Source organism: Nonomuraea sp. NPDC052634 (genome assembly GCF_040678535.1).
Classification (GTDB): domain Bacteria; phylum Actinomycetota; class Actinomycetes; order Streptosporangiales; family Streptosporangiaceae; genus Nonomuraea; species Nonomuraea fastidiosa.
This window is the reverse complement of the sequence record NZ_JBFATY010000009.1, coordinates 1-14,933: the sequence shown is the minus strand read 5'-3', so window position 1 is coordinate 14,933 and position 14,933 is coordinate 1. Positions and strand designations below refer to the sequence as shown.

12 protein-coding genes are annotated in these 14,933 nt (G+C 71.0%); 6 read left to right on the top strand and 6 right to left on the bottom strand.

Annotated elements, in window-relative coordinates; all coding sequences use genetic code 11:
- The first annotated feature begins 109 nt into the window (after positions 1 to 109).
- Positions 110 to 2,563, top strand: a complete 2,454-nt coding sequence (gene sepH, locus AB0K67_RS30530; RefSeq protein ID WP_364067232.1) for a septation protein SepH — start codon at positions 110 to 112, stop codon at positions 2,561 to 2,563.
- A 451-nt stretch (positions 2,564 to 3,014) separates the two neighbouring features.
- Here the strand turns inward: sepH and AB0K67_RS30525 are convergent, their stop codons facing one another.
- Both AB0K67_RS30525 and AB0K67_RS30520 read right to left on the bottom strand, forming a co-directional pair.
- Positions 3,015 to 4,487 (bottom strand): PH domain-containing protein, encoded by a 1,473-nt coding sequence (locus tag AB0K67_RS30525; RefSeq protein ID WP_364067230.1) that lies wholly within the window; start codon positions 4,485 to 4,487, stop codon positions 3,015 to 3,017.
- A gap of 368 nt (positions 4,488 to 4,855) precedes the next feature.
- Complete coding sequence (locus AB0K67_RS30520; RefSeq protein WP_364067228.1) at positions 4,856 to 5,377, bottom strand: PH domain-containing protein; 522 nt, start codon at positions 5,375 to 5,377, stop codon at positions 4,856 to 4,858.
- A 611-nt stretch (positions 5,378 to 5,988) separates the two neighbouring features.
- Between AB0K67_RS30520 and AB0K67_RS30515 the strand changes: the two genes are divergently transcribed.
- The 4 genes from AB0K67_RS30515 to AB0K67_RS30500 all read left to right on the top strand — a co-directional run bounded on the left by AB0K67_RS30515 (position 5,989) and on the right by AB0K67_RS30500 (position 11,610).
- A complete protein-coding gene (locus AB0K67_RS30515; RefSeq protein WP_364067226.1) occupies positions 5,989 to 6,537 on the top strand; it encodes a YbhB/YbcL family Raf kinase inhibitor-like protein in 549 nt (182 codons plus the stop codon).
- Between the two features lie 184 nt (positions 6,538 to 6,721).
- Positions 6,722 to 8,305, top strand: coding sequence for a hypothetical protein (locus AB0K67_RS30510; RefSeq protein ID WP_364067224.1), 1,584 nt, complete (start codon positions 6,722 to 6,724; stop codon positions 8,303 to 8,305).
- A 78-nt stretch (positions 8,306 to 8,383) separates the two neighbouring features.
- Complete coding sequence (locus AB0K67_RS30505) at positions 8,384 to 10,669, top strand: bifunctional SulP family inorganic anion transporter/carbonic anhydrase (RefSeq protein WP_364067222.1); 2,286 nt, start codon at positions 8,384 to 8,386, stop codon at positions 10,667 to 10,669.
- Positions 10,670 to 10,962: 293 nt separating this feature from the next.
- Positions 10,963 to 11,610 carry a class I SAM-dependent methyltransferase gene (locus AB0K67_RS30500; RefSeq protein ID WP_364067220.1) on the top strand — a complete coding sequence of 216 codons (648 nt, stop codon included), beginning with the start codon at positions 10,963 to 10,965 and terminating at the stop codon, positions 11,608 to 11,610.
- 252 nt (positions 11,611 to 11,862) lie between these two features.
- Here the strand turns inward: AB0K67_RS30500 and AB0K67_RS30495 are convergent, their stop codons facing one another.
- The 3 genes from AB0K67_RS30495 to AB0K67_RS30485 form a co-directional block, all read right to left on the bottom strand.
- The gene (locus AB0K67_RS30495) at positions 11,863 to 12,072 is read right to left on the bottom strand and encodes a hypothetical protein (RefSeq protein ID WP_364067218.1); all 210 of its coding nucleotides are present in this window, start codon (positions 12,070 to 12,072) and stop codon (positions 11,863 to 11,865) included.
- Positions 12,073 to 12,177: 105 nt separating this feature from the next.
- Positions 12,178 to 12,378: a hypothetical protein gene (locus tag AB0K67_RS30490; RefSeq protein WP_364067217.1), complete on the bottom strand. Its 201-nt coding sequence runs from the start codon at positions 12,376 to 12,378 to the stop codon at positions 12,178 to 12,180.
- Entirely contained in the window at positions 12,366 to 12,506 is a 141-nt protein-coding gene (locus AB0K67_RS30485) for a hypothetical protein (protein ID WP_364067215.1), read from the bottom strand. The genes AB0K67_RS30490 and AB0K67_RS30485 overlap by 13 nt, the downstream gene beginning before the upstream one ends.
- A 611-nt stretch (positions 12,507 to 13,117) precedes the next feature.
- Between AB0K67_RS30485 and AB0K67_RS30480 the strand changes: the two genes are divergently transcribed.
- Positions 13,118 to 13,573, top strand: coding sequence for a DUF488 domain-containing protein (locus AB0K67_RS30480; RefSeq protein ID WP_364067213.1), 456 nt, complete (start codon positions 13,118 to 13,120; stop codon positions 13,571 to 13,573).
- Here the strand turns inward: AB0K67_RS30480 and AB0K67_RS30475 are convergent.
- Positions 13,570 to 14,409 (bottom strand): hypothetical protein, encoded by an 840-nt coding sequence (locus tag AB0K67_RS30475; RefSeq protein ID WP_364067211.1) that lies wholly within the window; start codon positions 14,407 to 14,409, stop codon positions 13,570 to 13,572. The genes AB0K67_RS30480 and AB0K67_RS30475 overlap by 4 nt on opposite strands.
- Between the last annotated feature and the right edge of the window lie 524 nt (positions 14,410 to 14,933).

Here is a 14,933-nt window from a genome sequence, read left to right as displayed (position 1 = left end):
CAGGAAGGCGATGTTCGGACATGCCGGGTACGGTGCTGGCAGGCAACCGGCACACGCGAGAGACTCAAGGGTCCGGGGGAAGAATGGCGACGCTGACGAAGGGACTCGCATGCAGGAGCTCCGACTCGTCGCGGTGAGTGAGGACGGCACTTACCTCGTCCTGGCTACTGCCGGGAGAGGGACACGCTTCACGCTCCCCGTGGACGACCGGCTCCGAGCTGCCGTCCGCGGCAACTTCTCCCGTCTCGGCCAGTACGAGATCGAAGTGGAGAGCCCGTTGCGTCCCAAGGAGATCCAGGCCCGCATCCGCGCCGGAGAGACGGCGGAGGAGATAGCCGCGACCGCCGGGATCCCGGTCGAGCGTGTCCGCTGGTTCGAGGGGCCGGTGCTCCAAGAGCGGGAATACGTCGCCCAGCAGGCGCAGCGGGTCGCCGTACGCATGCCGGGAGAGTCCGCGCCCGGGCCCACGCTCGGTGACCTCGTGGCCGAGCGCCTCACCCGGCGCGGCGTGCCCACCGACGAGATCGACTGGGACAGCGCCAAGCGCGACGACGGCCTGTGGCGGGTCAAGCTCGGCTACGTCTGGAACGGCCACACCCGGCACGCCGAGTGGCTCTTCGACCCGCGCAAGCGTCACGTCACTCCCCACGACGACGAGGCCCTCCGCCTGTCCTCCGCCGACTTCGACCCCGAGCCGCCCGTGGTCGAGGACACCACGGTCACGCCGTTCACGCCGCGCGTAGCCAAGCTGCAGCCGGTGCCGCCGCTGTCGTCCGAGACGCTGCCGTTCCCGTTGCGGCGCGAGCCCGCCGAAGAGCCCGCCGTGGGCTACGACCTGCCCGGACGGCCGGGCGACCGCGACGCGTCCCGCCAGGACCACGCCGAGAGCGGCGCCCGCGACGCCGAGCCCTTCGAGCCGGCCGCCCGCGACACCCCGGGCTCCGACACCCCGGGCTCCGACACCCCGGGCTCCGACACCGCCACCCGCGACACCTCGCGCCCCGGGCCCTTCGATCCGGCCGACTTCGACCCCGCTCGGGACACCTCGCGTCCCAGGCCGCTCGACCCTGCCCGCGAGACACCGCGTCCCGGGCCTTTCGACCCGCTGACCCGCGACTCCTCGCGTCACGAGCCGGGCGCCCGCGAGCCGTTCCACCCGCCCACGCGCGACCCGGCACGTCCCGAGTCCGCCCGCGAGACCGGCCACGCCCGCCCCGGCGAGAGCTCGACCCGCCGCGGCGGGTCTTCGCCGTGGCTGCCCGACTTCAGCTCGGGCCGCGACACCGGGCCCTCCATCTACGCCCCGGCCGACCGCGCACCCGGCACAGAGCCCGTCACGCCGCAGCCCTCGCCCGCCGCCGCGTCATCCGGCTCCCCCGCCACCAGCGCACCCGCTCGGCAGGCCACCCCGTCCCAGACTCCCGCCACCACCGCCGAGGGCACCACAGGACAGGCGTCCCAGCCGAGCACCGGCCACACGGCCGTACCGCAGCCCGCCGCCGAGGCGAAGACCACGTCCGAGCCCGAGGCGTCCGCAGCCGTGCCGCAGACCGGCGCTCCTACGGCCGCCACATCGCCGGCGACCACCTCCCCGGCCGCCGCCGAGCGGTCGGGCACGTCTTCGGCGACCGCCGGACAGGACTCTCCTGCGGCGACCACCGCCCAGGCGACCGCACCCGCGTCCGAGGCCCCTGCCGCCGCTTCGGCCACCGAGCAGCCGGCCGCCGGCGCCGAGGGAACGGCCACCGTACCCGAGACGGGCGCGACGACGACCGTGGCCGAGACGGGTGCGACGGCCGAGGCCACCACCGTCGCCGCCGGGTCCGCCGGCGACGTCCAGGCCGGTGCCGAGGTCAAGGCGGAGACCACCGCCGACGTCCAGGCCGGTGCCGAGGTCAAGGCCGAGGCCACCGCCGATGTCCAGACCGGCGCCGAGGCCGCGAGCGCCGTCTCTCAGCCTGAAGCCGCCGCTCAACCCGAAGCCACGGCCGCCACCGGCACCGCCGAGCCCGCGACCGCCGAGCCCGCGACCGCCGAGACCGCGACCGCCGAGGCCGCGACCGCCGAGGCCGGGGACGGGGACGGCGCGGAGACGGACAAGGCCCAGGACGCGGCCGCCGACGCCGCTGCGGCGAAGGCCGAGCCCGCCCCCGCCGAAGCGGACATGGCCACAGCGGCCGAGCCCGCGAAGGCCGAGCAGGAGCAGCCCTCTTCCGCGGAGGAGCCGGCCGCGTCCGGCGAGGCGGCGGTCCCCGTGCCCGCACCGGCTCAGGAGCAGCCGGCGGCCGCCGCCGAGCAGGCCGAAGCCGGCCGCGAGGAGAAGGCGCCCGAGCCTGCCCCGGAGCCGAAGCCGCGTCCCGCGCCCAAGCCGAAGCCCGCCCCTCCGGCGGTCCCTGCGGCCCGGACGGGCAAGGACGACGGCAAGGAGGCGCCGGCCGTCCCGGTGCCGGCACCCACGCCCGCGCCCGCGCCGAAGCCCGCTGGGCGTCGCAAGTCGCGTGGCCGCCGCGCGTCCGTGCCGACGTGGGACGAGATCATGTTCGGCGCCCGCCGCCAGGACTGACCCACCGGAGCCCACCGCCCCGCTCGTCGCCGGGAAGCGTTCATCAGGCAAGGGGAAACCCTCCCGCTACGGCCTGCGCACGCTTCCGCCGGCGAACGCCGCCATCGCCACGGCCCTTGGCCTTGCGTGCCCACACCCGGCAGACCACCCACTGAGCACGCAGCGCGCACACCGAGCCCGCACCGGTGCGCCGAAGGCCACCCCTAGCGCCGCATGCGGCGAGGTGCGCTTCTCACCAGCGCCTGCCGCACTGCCACCGCAACCGCCCCAGTCAGTGGTCAGGTCGGGGCCGCTGCGTCCGTCGGGACCTCCAGGGCAGCGTCCGTCGAGACCTCCGGGGCAGCGCCGAAGCCAGCGCGGCCCTTGAGAGCCCGTACGCGGCAGCCCAGATCGCGTCGCCGCCCCGGAACCGGCCGCGTTCACCCCCTCGTACGGCCACGCGCACCTGCCGTCAGCGGTTCCGGTCGAGGAAGGGGGCGAGCCATTCCGGGGTGACCTCGCCGGCGAAGCCGACCGCCTGATCCATCGACACGTCCACGGCCGAATAGCCGCCCTTTCCCGCCCCGGCGCCGGCGATCAGCGTGAGCACCCCGGCGCGGCGCTGGAACCAGGTCTGGCGCAGCCGCCAGCCCACCACCGCGCGGCGTTCGACCACCGCCTGGGCGCGGCGCAGCGACCCGGATCGCACGGAGAGCCGCCGGCCGTCGTAGCCGTGCCCGAGCGAGGCGTACCTGTCGAGGCCGAGCGGGACACCGGCGACGGCGAGCAGGGCGGTCAGGACGAGGAGGATCCACCAGATCATCGCCCCGGTGAACCAGACGCCGGCCGCGCTCGCCAGGGCCGCCACCGCCCACGGGGCGATCGCGCGGAACAGGCGGCGCTGCCGCGCCACCGGCGGATGTTCCCGCAGGTCGCCTCGGTAGGGGCCGATGGCGTCTCCGGTGACCTGGAAGGCGACATCGCGCGGCACGTCGGGCAGGAGCTGTCCGCGCGTCTCCGAGTCGCCGAGCCCGGTCACGATGGCCCAGACGCGTACGACGTCCGCCCAGCGTTCGGCCAGGCCGTCCACGATCTCGTAGCCGCGTACGCGCTGGAACTCCAGCGACACGCTGCGCCGGTTGACCAGCCCGCGCTCGGCCACCAGGTAGCCGTCGCGGCGCTTGAGGCGGAAGTCCCAGTTGAAGACGGCGTACATGAGGCCGCCCGCGAACGGCATCGCCAGCACGAGCAGCACCGCGACGGCGAGCAGCAGGTACGGGTGCTCCCACAGCCACTGCCCCACGCTCCAGGCGGCGTCCCGGCCGAAGCCCAGCTCGTCGCCCCATTGGAACGCCAGCCCCACGACACCGCCCGCGAAGGCGAACGGGGTCAGCAGGTACGCGCCGGACAGCGGCCCGTACAGCAGCCACTTGCGGGGCACGCTGATGATCGTACGTTCGGCGGGCGGTGCGGGCTCGTGCGCCTGAGCCTGGACGCCGCCGGGGACGGGCGCGGCCGTGTGGCGCAGGAGCACGGCCTTCAGGCGTTCCGCCTCTTCGAGGGTGACGCCGGCGAGCTTGGCCTCCTCCTCGTCGCCGCTCGCCCCCGTGTCGATCTTGACTACGGCCAGGCCGAGCAGCCGGTGCATGGGCGGAGTGCTGACGTCGACGCCGCGGATGCGTTCCAGGGGGATGGTGCGGATGGAGCGGCTGATCAGGGAGCGCTTGGTCTCCAGGCGGTCGCCGACGATCTCGTACGTGAACGTGGCCCACTTGACGACCGAGAACACCACGGCCGCGATGACGCCCGTCGCCGCGAAGGCGTACGACCTGGCCGAGAAGCCGCCGACGAACAGCACGCCCACCAGCGGGAGGAGGAGGGAGGGGAGCGTGCGTACGGGGTCGATGAGCAGCACCTTGGGGCTGAGCCGCTGCGCCACCCGCACCGGCCCCTCCCACGGCCCCCGCCCATGGCCCTGCCCCGGATACGGCCCGCCGCCTTGCCCCGGATACGGCCCACCGCCCGCGCTCGGATACGGCCCGCCCGGCCCATGCGGTGGCGGCGGCACACCGGGATGACCTCCGGCTCCAGAAGGTGGTGGCGGCACACCGGGACGACCTCCGGCTCCAGGAGGCGGCGGGGGCGGCACGGCGGGCCGGCCGCCGGCGCCGGGAGGCGGAGGCGGCGGCCCGACCGGGTGGCTCGGGGCACCGGGGTGCGGTGGCGGCGGTCCCGCGGGACGGCTCTCGGCATCAGGTGCCGGCGGTTCCGTGCCGTCCCTCGGGTCGTCGTCCGGGGCGGGGTGGGGGCCGGTCATGTGGCGTCGTCCCGGAGTTGTTCGGCCCGGTGCGCGAGCTGTTCGGCGAGCCGGGCCGCCACGTGGAAGTCGAGGCCCTGGATGGTGGACGAGCCGGCGTGTGAGGCCGTGCGGATCTCCAGGGTCGCCAGCCCGAGCATGCGCTCGAACCATCCTTGCCCCTTGTCGACCGTCTGGATGCGGCTCACGGGCACGAACACCCACTCCCTGGTCAGGAACCCCGACCTGGCGTAGACGACGTCGCCTGACAGCTCCCAGCGGTGCACGGCGTACCGTACGAACGGCTCGGCCGCCAGGAACGGCAGGACGACGACCGCCACCGCGAGCGGCGGCAGCCACGGCGAGGCGGCGAGCCAGTCGGGCACCCACGGCCACCCGCTCCCGCCGACCCACGTCGACACCAGCAGCGCGCCGCCCACGAAGAAGACCAAGGCGACCAGGGATTCGAGCAGCCACAGCCGGATGGCCTTGGGCGAGACGCGGTTCGCCGGATCCCGCAGCGGGCCTGTTGACGTCACAAGCCCAGCTTAGGGTGCGAACCGGGCAGGAGATCGGCTCGCATGCCCGTTGTCCACCGGCCTCCCCGCCCGGGCTCGGCGTGTCGGTTCGGCGGGCGGCCGGGGCGATGCCATGCTCGGTGGCGGCCGGCCGCAGGCTGTCGAGCCTGGCCACGTCGGCGGCGGCCACGTTCGTGCCAGCCAGGCCCGGCAAGCGCGTGACCGCACCACTGCGCGATCGCCTCACGCAACGTGGCCAGCCGCCGTCCGGAAACCCCGATGATCGCGCAGCGAAGCGGCTCCGTTACCCTTACGTACGAGCTGGCACACCTGGTTTTTCGGCCGTTATCCACCCCGACACCAATGTCGCCTTTACGGTGGTCAACGGGCTATCTTCCGGTCATCCGACGAAAAGGCGAATGCGCAGGTAAGAGGGCTTTCGTCACTCCAACCCCCGCATTCCCAGGAGGCCTCTCGTACCCCTCTCATGTGGCCAACTTCACTACCCGGATGCCGTCAATACGGCCGTTTTCGGATCCTTTACCGAGCACGGACCATCGAGAAACGGTCTGCGCACCGCCGCAAGCCGCGTAGCATCGTCCGGCATGGGGCTGTGTACCACGGCATCACGCGTGCGACGCGTCGCCGCCATCGTGACGGCGATGGGTGTCGCGTTCGCCTCGGCAGGTTGCGGCAGCCTCGGCTTCATCGGCAGATCCCAGGCGAAGGACATCGCGGAGATCAACGTCACGAGTCCTGAGCTGCGCGAGGGCAAGCCGCTGCCTCGCGAATACTCCTGCAAGGGCGACCAGGGCAGCCCGCCGCTGCGCTGGTCGAGCCAGCCGCTGTCCGAGGCGAGGTCGATCGCGATCGTGGTCGACAGCCACACCGGGTCAGACTCGGCCGTGCACTGGGTGATCTACAACATCCCGGCGACCACGACCGAGCTGGGCCCCAACGCCGCAGCCGACCCGCCGGAAGGCTCCGGCCAGGCGAAGGTGACCAGCGGTCGCGAGGGCTACGAGCCGCCCTGCGAAGAGAAGGCCGGCTACCGGTTCACCGTCTACACGCTGAACGACAGGGTCGAGCTCGACGAGGGCCCGGAGCTTCCGCAGATCCTGAAAGAGATCGCCGGCAAGACCATCGCCCGCGGACGACTGACGGCGGTGGGCATCGAGTGAGACCCCGAACACGACATGTAGTGCCGGTGTACCAATTCTTCACGTAGGGTGTGACAACTCTCATACCGGTCCGACACAATCAGATCCAATCGTTAGGCACTGGTGATCAAAGGGGGCAGATCGCGTCGATGGCCGCGCGATCTCACCGGTGCCAGAGAGAGGCCATGGCTTTGAGGGTGGTGCAATGATCGCGGTCGTAGTGAGCTTGGTCGCTGTCGTGCTCCTCGTGCTCGTCGTCGTGGCACTGGGCATGCGTTCGATGAACCGCAGGGAGAGCTCGCTTCCCCCCGAACGGCTGAAGGAGATGGCCGAGAAGGAGGAGAAGACCAAGACGCGCTCCACGGACGAGTTCGCCAAGCACGAACCGCGCATGGCCAACTTCAGCCCTGATTTCAGCCCGATCGACGCGCCGAAGCAGAAGCCGGTGCGCACCGGGCAGCGTGGCCGTCGTGGCGTCGACGAGTGGGGCAACCCGGTCAACGACGACGATGACGAGGAGTTTTGGGCCAGCATCCGCAGTGAGGCGGAAGAAGGCGGTTTCGGTGCAGGGGGCACCGTCGCCGCCAGGAAGGCATCCTCCTCCTCTCGTTCCGCCGACCGCCACTCAGAGCGCACCTCCGAGCGTCACTCCGAGCGCGAGCAGCGCCCCGCCGCCCAGGCCGACAGGCCCGCGCGCCCCTCCGGACGACCCGGCGAGCGCCCCGCCAAGCGTTCCTCGCGCTCGGCCAGGCCGCAGCCCGCCACCGCCTCCGCCGACCCCGACGCGACCACCGTTCAGGCCCCCCTCCCCCAGCGCCAGCCCTCTTCTCAGCGCCAGTCCTCCTCTCAGCGCCAGCCCGCCGCCGGCCTCGCCGACCTCGTCGAGCCGCAAAAGCGCGTCCCCAGCAAGGCCGAGCTCGCCGAGCAGCGCACCGTGACGTTCGCCGCGCCGACCTCCGACGTCATGAGCATCCTCGGCCCGGGCGCCCAGCCGGTGCCCGCCCCCACGCCCCCTGAGCCCCCCACCAGGCCGGCGCCGGTCGCCTCCAGCGGCGTCTCGTCGAGCCAGTCCGCCACCGGCGGCTCCTACGGCGCGAGCAGCACGACCAGTGGCTCCTACCCCGCCACCCCGGCGGCGACGGGCAGCGGCTCGTTCCCGGCGGTCAGCCCCACCTCCAGCGGCAGCTTCCCCGCCACGCCCGCCGCGCCCGCCGCGCCCGTCCACGGCGCGCCGACGAGCGACCCGTTCCCCGCGTACGGCGGCACGCCCGACCCGCTCGACACCGGCTACGGCAGCACCTCCAGGCCGGCGGCGAGCACCACGTCCGGCTCGTGGCCCGCCTCACCCTCGCCCGACATCCTCGACGACCCCGCGCCGAGCAGCGGCACGTCCTACGGCGGTGCCACCTCCTGGCCGGGGTTCGAGCAGCCCGCGGCCCGCTCGTCCTACCCCGCCACGTACGAGGTGAGTTCCGGCTACGCCGTGGCCGACGACTCCGACCCGCTGACCGGTCCCTCCCCCGCCACCGGCACCCCGACCGTGCCCGGCCGGGCGGTCTCCAACTACGACGTGCTCTCCGCGCCGACGCCGCCTCCCGCGCAGCCTGCGTCGCCGTTCGCGATGGGCGCGTACGAGACGGGCGACATCACCACCAGCCCCGCCTCCGCCTCATGGCCCGAGCCTCCGGCCCCGGAGAGCGGCCGCTCCTCCTACAGCAGGGGGCGCAGGAGCGGCAGCCACCGCAGGGCGGCCCCTGACCAGGATCTTCCCCACGATTACTATCGGTGATCTTTCGTACCCATTAATCCGTAAAACCAGCGTGACGCCCCCCTAAAGCAGGGGAGACGGAGCAATAGGGTTTGCTCCATGTTCCGCGACACGAAGAGTAGCTGGCTGAGGACCCTCCGACATGACGTGCCGGCCTCGCTCGTGGTTTTCCTCGTCGCGGTGCCCCTGTCCCTGGGCATCGCGATGGCCTCGGGGGCGCCTCTCGTCGCCGGTCTGATCGCCGCGGTGGTCGGCGGCATCGTTGCGGGCGCTCTGGGCGGATCCGCGGTACAGGTGAGCGGCCCGGCCGCGGGCCTGTCGCTGGTGGTCGTGGATCTCGTGCACACCTACGGCTGGCGGGCCACCTGCATGATCACCCTGCTGGCGGGGGTCGTGCAGCTCGTGCTGGGGGTGTTCAAGGCGGCCAGGGCGGCGCTGGTGGTCTCGCCCGCGGTCATCCACGGCATGCTGGCCGCCGTCGGCGTGATCATCGCGCTCGCGCAGCTGCACATCGTGCTCGGCGGCAGCTCCCAGCGTTCGGCCGTGGCCAACCTGGTGGAGCTGCCCGGCCAGATCGCGAACCTGCACGGACACAAGGCCGCGGTCGGCGTGCTCACGATCCTGGTGCTGGCCCTGTGGACGCGGCTGCCCAGACGGATCCAGGTGGTGCCCGCGCCGCTGGCGGCGCTGTTCGCGGCGGCGGTCACGGCGTGGGCGTTCGGCTGGGACGTGACACGGGTCGATCTGTCCGACAGCGTGGCGGAGTGGGCGTTCCCGGTGCTGCCGCAGGGCGACTGGCACCTGGTGGTGGGCGCGGTGCTGCTGGTGGCGCTGCTCGCGGGCTGCGAGTCGCTGCTGTGCTGCGTGGCCGTGGACGGCATGCACACCGGCCGCAGGGCCGACCTCGACCAGGAGCTGACCGGTCAGGGCGTGGCCAACATGGTCACCGGCGCGCTCGGCGGGCTGCCGGTCGCCGGGGTGATCGTGCGCAGCAGCGCGAACGTGCAGGCGGGCGGGCGCACCCGGTGGTCGGCGATCCTGCACGGGGTGTGGGTGCTGGTGTTCGCGTTCGGCTTCGGCTGGACGATCACGCTGATCCCGCTGGAGGCGCTCGCGGCGCTGCTGGTCTTCATCGGCGTCCAGATGGTGAACCTCGGCCACGTCAAGAAGGTGCACGGGCACGGCGAGGTGCCGGTGTACGTGGTGACGATGGTCACGGTCATCCTGCTCGGGCTGGCCGAGGGCGTGCTGGCGGGGCTGGCGCTGGCCGCGCTGCTGGCGCTGCGCCGCCTCACCATGCTGACGGTGCTCAAGCGTGAGGACCGCGACGGGCGACTGCGGGTGACGATCTCGGGGTCGCTGACGTTCCTCGGCGTGCCGAGGCTGACGCACGAGCTGCGGGCCATCCCCGCGGGCTCCCATGTGGACCTCGATCTGAACATCGACTTCATGGACAACGCCGCCTTCGAGGCCCTGCACTCCTGGCGCCTCGACCACGAGCGCATGGGCGGCACCGTGGACATCGACGAGCTCCACGACGAGTGGTACACGCTGGCCGCGAGCGGCGGCCGCACGCTGCCGAAGAAGTCGCCGCTGAAGGCGCCCGACCGGTCGTGGCTGCCGTGGGCGCACCGGCGCCGCACCACCGCCACGCCGCCCGACAGCACTGGTGCCGAGTGCCAGCTCACCGCGGGGGCGCGCGAGTTCCACCGGCGTACGGCGCCGCTCGTCCGCCCGATCTTCACCGAGCTGGCGCGCAAGCAGCAGCCCTCGCACCTGTTCATCACCTGCGCCGACTCCAGGATCGTGCCCAGCCTGATCACCGCGAGCGGGCCCGGCGACCTGTTCACCGTGCGCAACATCGGCAACCTCGTCCCGCGCAGGGGCGCGGAGCCGCACGACGACTCGGTGGTGGCCGCCATCGAGTACGCCACGCAGGTGCTCAACGTCCGCACCATCACCGTCTGCGGGCACTCGGGCTGCGGGGCGATGGCGGGGCTCCTGAGCGCCGGCGTGCAGGCGGGCAGCCTGCCGGGGCTGCGCCGGTGGCTGCGGCACGGATACCACAGCCTGGCCACGTTCATCGAGCGCGAGGGCGACCGGCTGCACAGCGGGGCACTGGACGTGCTGTGCCGGGTGAACGTGCAGCAGCAGCTCGAGAACCTGCGCACGTACCGGAAGGTCGACGAGCAGGTCAGGGCGGGCAAGCTGGAGCTGGTCGGGCTGTACTTCGATATCAGCTCGGCGCGCGTCCACATGGTGCCGCCGCTGCGGCCCGCCACGCCGTACGTGGGCGGGCCCGCCCGCGAGATCGTGACCGCCGAGCACGCGACGAGCCGCGTTCTAGGTAATTCTCCACAGACCGGGCACGCCGGGCGGGGTTAGGGTCGCGGTGCCGGCGAGGCCCGCCCCGTTGCCCACGGCGTTCCTCGCGACGCCGGTCCCGGCTCCCAGGGGCCGGAGGGGCTGAGGCGGCCGCTGTTGGGTGGCAGGGCGGCCGCCTCCGCCCCAGTAGGGCGACCGTCCCCGCTCCGGCAGAGCGACCGTCACCACACCGGCAGGGCGGCCGTCACCACACCGGCAGGGCGGCCGCCTCCGCCCCAGTAGGGCGACCGTCTCCACACCGGCAGGGCGACCGTCCCCGCCCCACCTCGGCGCGTACGAGGCATGCTGTACATATGGTCAACACGTCTCGTGCCGAGTTCCAGCATCCCCGCTTCGCGCAGGCTTACATCCGGGCGTCCGAGCTGGCCGACCGGCGCGGCGCGTACGAGCACCGCCGCCGCCTGCTTGCCGGCCTCCAGGGGCGGGTGATCGAGATCGGCGCGGGCAACGGCCGCAACTTCCCCCACTACCCGCCCGCCGTCACGGAGGTGGTGGCGGTGGAGCCGGACGACACGTTGCGCGCCCACGCGGCCGAGCAGGCGCGCTCGGCACCGGTGCCGGTGTCCGTGGTGCCCGGCCACGCGGGCGCGCTCCCGGCCGGTGACGGCACGATGGACGCCGCCGTCGTCTCGCTCGTCCTGTGCTCGGTGCCGGAGCAGCGGAGCGCGCTGGCGGAGATCGTCCGGGTGCTCGCCCCCGGCGGCCGCCTCCACTTCTACGAGCACGTACGCTCCCCGCGCCGCCCGATCGCCCTGCTTCAGGATCTGATCACCCCCGCCTGGCACCGCGCGGCCGGCGGCTGCCACCCCAACCGCGACACGCTGGCGGAGATCGAGCGCGCCGGCTTCGAGGTGGCGTGGATCGACCGCTTCCCCTTCGCGCCGAACCCTCCGGTGCCGCCGCTCACCCACATCCTCGGCGCCGCTGTACTGAAGCGCTGACGCTGTTCAGCGCACCTTGCGGAAGAACCGCCGCATGTCGTCCATGAGGAGGTCGGGGGCTTCATGCGCGGCGAAGGGGCTGCCCCGGTCGTAGACGTTGAGACGATCTTCTTGTGGTCGCGCTCGGCGAACGTCCTTATCGACTGGTAGTCCCAGGCGAAGCCGGCCAATTCGAGCGGCACGGTGGTCGGCTCAGGCACGCGGGTCCCCCGGCCGTTGGTCTTCAGCCGGGCGGGTGACGTCGCCGCGTCCTCATAGTAGAGCCGAGCGGCCGAGGCCGCGGTGTTGGTCGGCGAGCGGGTGCGCGAGGCTCTGCAGCTCGGTGGGCTGGAACTTGTCGTACGCGCCCCGGTTCTCGGTGAACCACTTGGCGAAGTCGAGCTTGCCGCGCTCCTCCTCGGTGAGCCGGTCCATCTGCCCTGGGGTGCCAGAGGGGAACGAGAAGACCTGCGTCACGTGCATGTCGGCGACTTGCTCGAGGTCGGCGCGGCCCACCTTGGGGGCGAGACCAGAGAGCCCACGTCGTTGCCCGCCGCGCCGTAACGGTCGTAGCACCGAGCCTGCGCATCAGCTCGGCCCAGGCGCAGCGATGCGGTGCCTGTCCCAGCCGTGTTCGCGGGTGGGGCCTGAGAGGGAGAAGCCCGGCAGCGACGGGATGACCAGGCGGAAGGCATCCACCAGGTCGCCGCCGTGGGCGCGGAGACGCAGAGCGTCCTCGCCGCCGCTTGCCGCGACCACGAGCACCTGCGCTTCGACTACTGCAGCCACGACGGCTCGGCGAGCCGGCGGGAGGTGTAGCCGTACCGGCTGGTCACCTGGGGGCGGCGGTGATACCTCGTGTGGCCTACGACGTCGAACGGGCCGCCTGACGGACGTTCCGCGTCGACCGCCTCCACCCGCGCACCCCGTCCCCCGCGAGCTGCCGAGGAGGCCGTGGACCAGGTGCGCGGGGCTTGTCATCGGCCGCCTGGCGCTATCGTGCCGCGTGGTCGTGCACGCACCGACCGAGCAGATCGCCGAACGCATCACCGCCGCCATCGGCACGGTCACCCCTCTGGACGCCGACCGCTGTGTGCTGGAGACGGGCGCGGACACCCTGAGTCGCTCGCCGTCCACCTCGGCTTGCTCGGCGCCGACTTCACCGTCACGGAACCCGCGGACCTGGTCGCGTACATACACACCATGACCGCCCGCTACGCCCACGCCACGACGCCGACCGGGTAGGCCCTGCACCCGGCCGATCACCGTGACCGACCTCAAGGGTTTCGGCGTGGAGAGCGCTGAGGATCAATGCAGCGTTCAAGGAAGCGACGTCATCATGAACGCTCGACACAGACTGCACCGCACCGACCTGCAGGGGCCACTTCGATGGCACACGCACCGTTCGCCTATTCTTTGACAGCTTCGGCGCATTATCCCTGGACATCTCATACCTGAGATCGATGATCGGATAGGTATGGCAGGGTCTACGAGCGGACCGAACCGCCCGTGTGAAAGGCTATGGAGCGTGAGCATCAACGAACGGAGCGGAGTCATCGGCCTCGGGTATGAAGGGCGTGATATCGATGCCTTCGTCCGTGAGGTGGTCGAGATTGGCTTGGCATACTTGGTTGACGTTCGCCTCAATCCCATCTCGCGCAAACCGGGCTTCAGCAAGAGACGTCTGTCTGAAGCACTGTCCGAGTGCGACATCAGCTATATCCACATGCCACAGCTCGGCAATCCGAAGTGGAATCGAGCAGGATTTGGTGTAGGGGGCGCAGAGCTTGCTCACGCGATAGCCGCATACGCCGAGGAAATCAACTCGCCAGAGGCGAATGACGCTATCGATGACATCGTGACGATGGCGCAGAAGGGCCTGACGGGCGTGCTGTGCTTCGAGGCCAGTCAAGGCAGATGCCATCGGCAGGTGGTACTTGACCACGTGAACGCTCGGCTAGGCGCTCTTCCAGCCTCGTTCTAGCGGCGGGGATAGAAGGCCCCTAGAACACTGAACACATGCTGCCGTTTCGCTTGATTGCCTACGAAGAAGACGGTGTCGCGGTCTGTAGCGCAAATTTTCTCAAGCCAGCGCTTTCGCAGCTCCTGCTTGGCAGCGGTGTCGTCAAGCGCGCCGAGACGGCGCTGGTGGGCGACGAACTCCCAGTCGAGTACGCCTTGGCGGTGGCCCTTACAACTCCGAGTGTGACACCGGTAGCGATACCACGCCTTGAAGCGGGGAGCCTCAAGGGCTGTACGAGGACCGCTGTCGAAGAGCGACTCCTGCCGAAGGTAGGCATCGATTTTCGCCTGTTCCTCCGGCGTCCAGCCAGGATGCGGCTCAATGTCCAGGCCGTCTATCTGGCGGGGATGTATGGCCGCTAGCGAGCGCGCGGGCGGGTTGGAGCGGACTGCGTCGAGAAGGTCGCACATGGAACCCTCCACATGGTCAGCCACCCAGGGAAGGCGCTTTGCCCAACCGCCAAGGTGGCCTACCTTCTGGAGCGTCGGCATGATGGGCCGCCAACTCTCGTAGCGAGGATCTGCCAGCGCAGGCTTGGCATCGACAGTCACTATGTCGTACTTCTGGAATGCGTTTGGATCCTCAAGAGCACGAAAGTTGATCGGATACAGCCGCACCCATTGATTTTTCTCAAGATCCAGGCGCAATGCGGCAACACAGACAGTTTCGCCGTAAGCCTGCGATGGATTCGGCGCCGCCTTGACCACAATCAAGAGCTTCAACCGTTCCGGACGGTTGCCTTGTGGCTTGCGGGTAGGGGCATCAGGATCCGGTGCAAAAAGTGACTGCTGTGTCACGCATTACCTCCTCATGCACTGGCCTGCCCGCACAGTTTGGACCGTTACAGAAGCACTCCGTTACATGCATAAGTCAACAGCCGGCCGATGTCACTAGGCCAGTTACGACCGCCTTTTGCATGCGAACTCATGGTCGGTAATGGCAGCGCGCAGTCGGGCGTCTAGTCGGTTCGACATCAGACCAGGATGTCTCTCGCTTGTGGCGCGAAGATCCTTGACCGTCGATGCCGCATCTCCTGCGAAGATACGCAGAAGCGCCGCTCCCTCCACGGCACCAGCGCCTCACAAGTCCGGGCAGAGGACGTCAAACGGCGAACGCTTCAAACGCGTTGTCGCGAACGCCGTGAGGCAAGTTCATCTGATGCGGCTACTGCAATGCCGACGTTCTCAAGCCTGCGGTCCCGCGGCGAAGCACGGGAGGCAAATGTCACTGATACGGCAGCCGTAGATCGTGATCTTCACGGTGTTGCCGCTGGTCGTGTGGCGTGACGCGAAGAGCCGCCGCGATCATGTCGAGTTGTGAC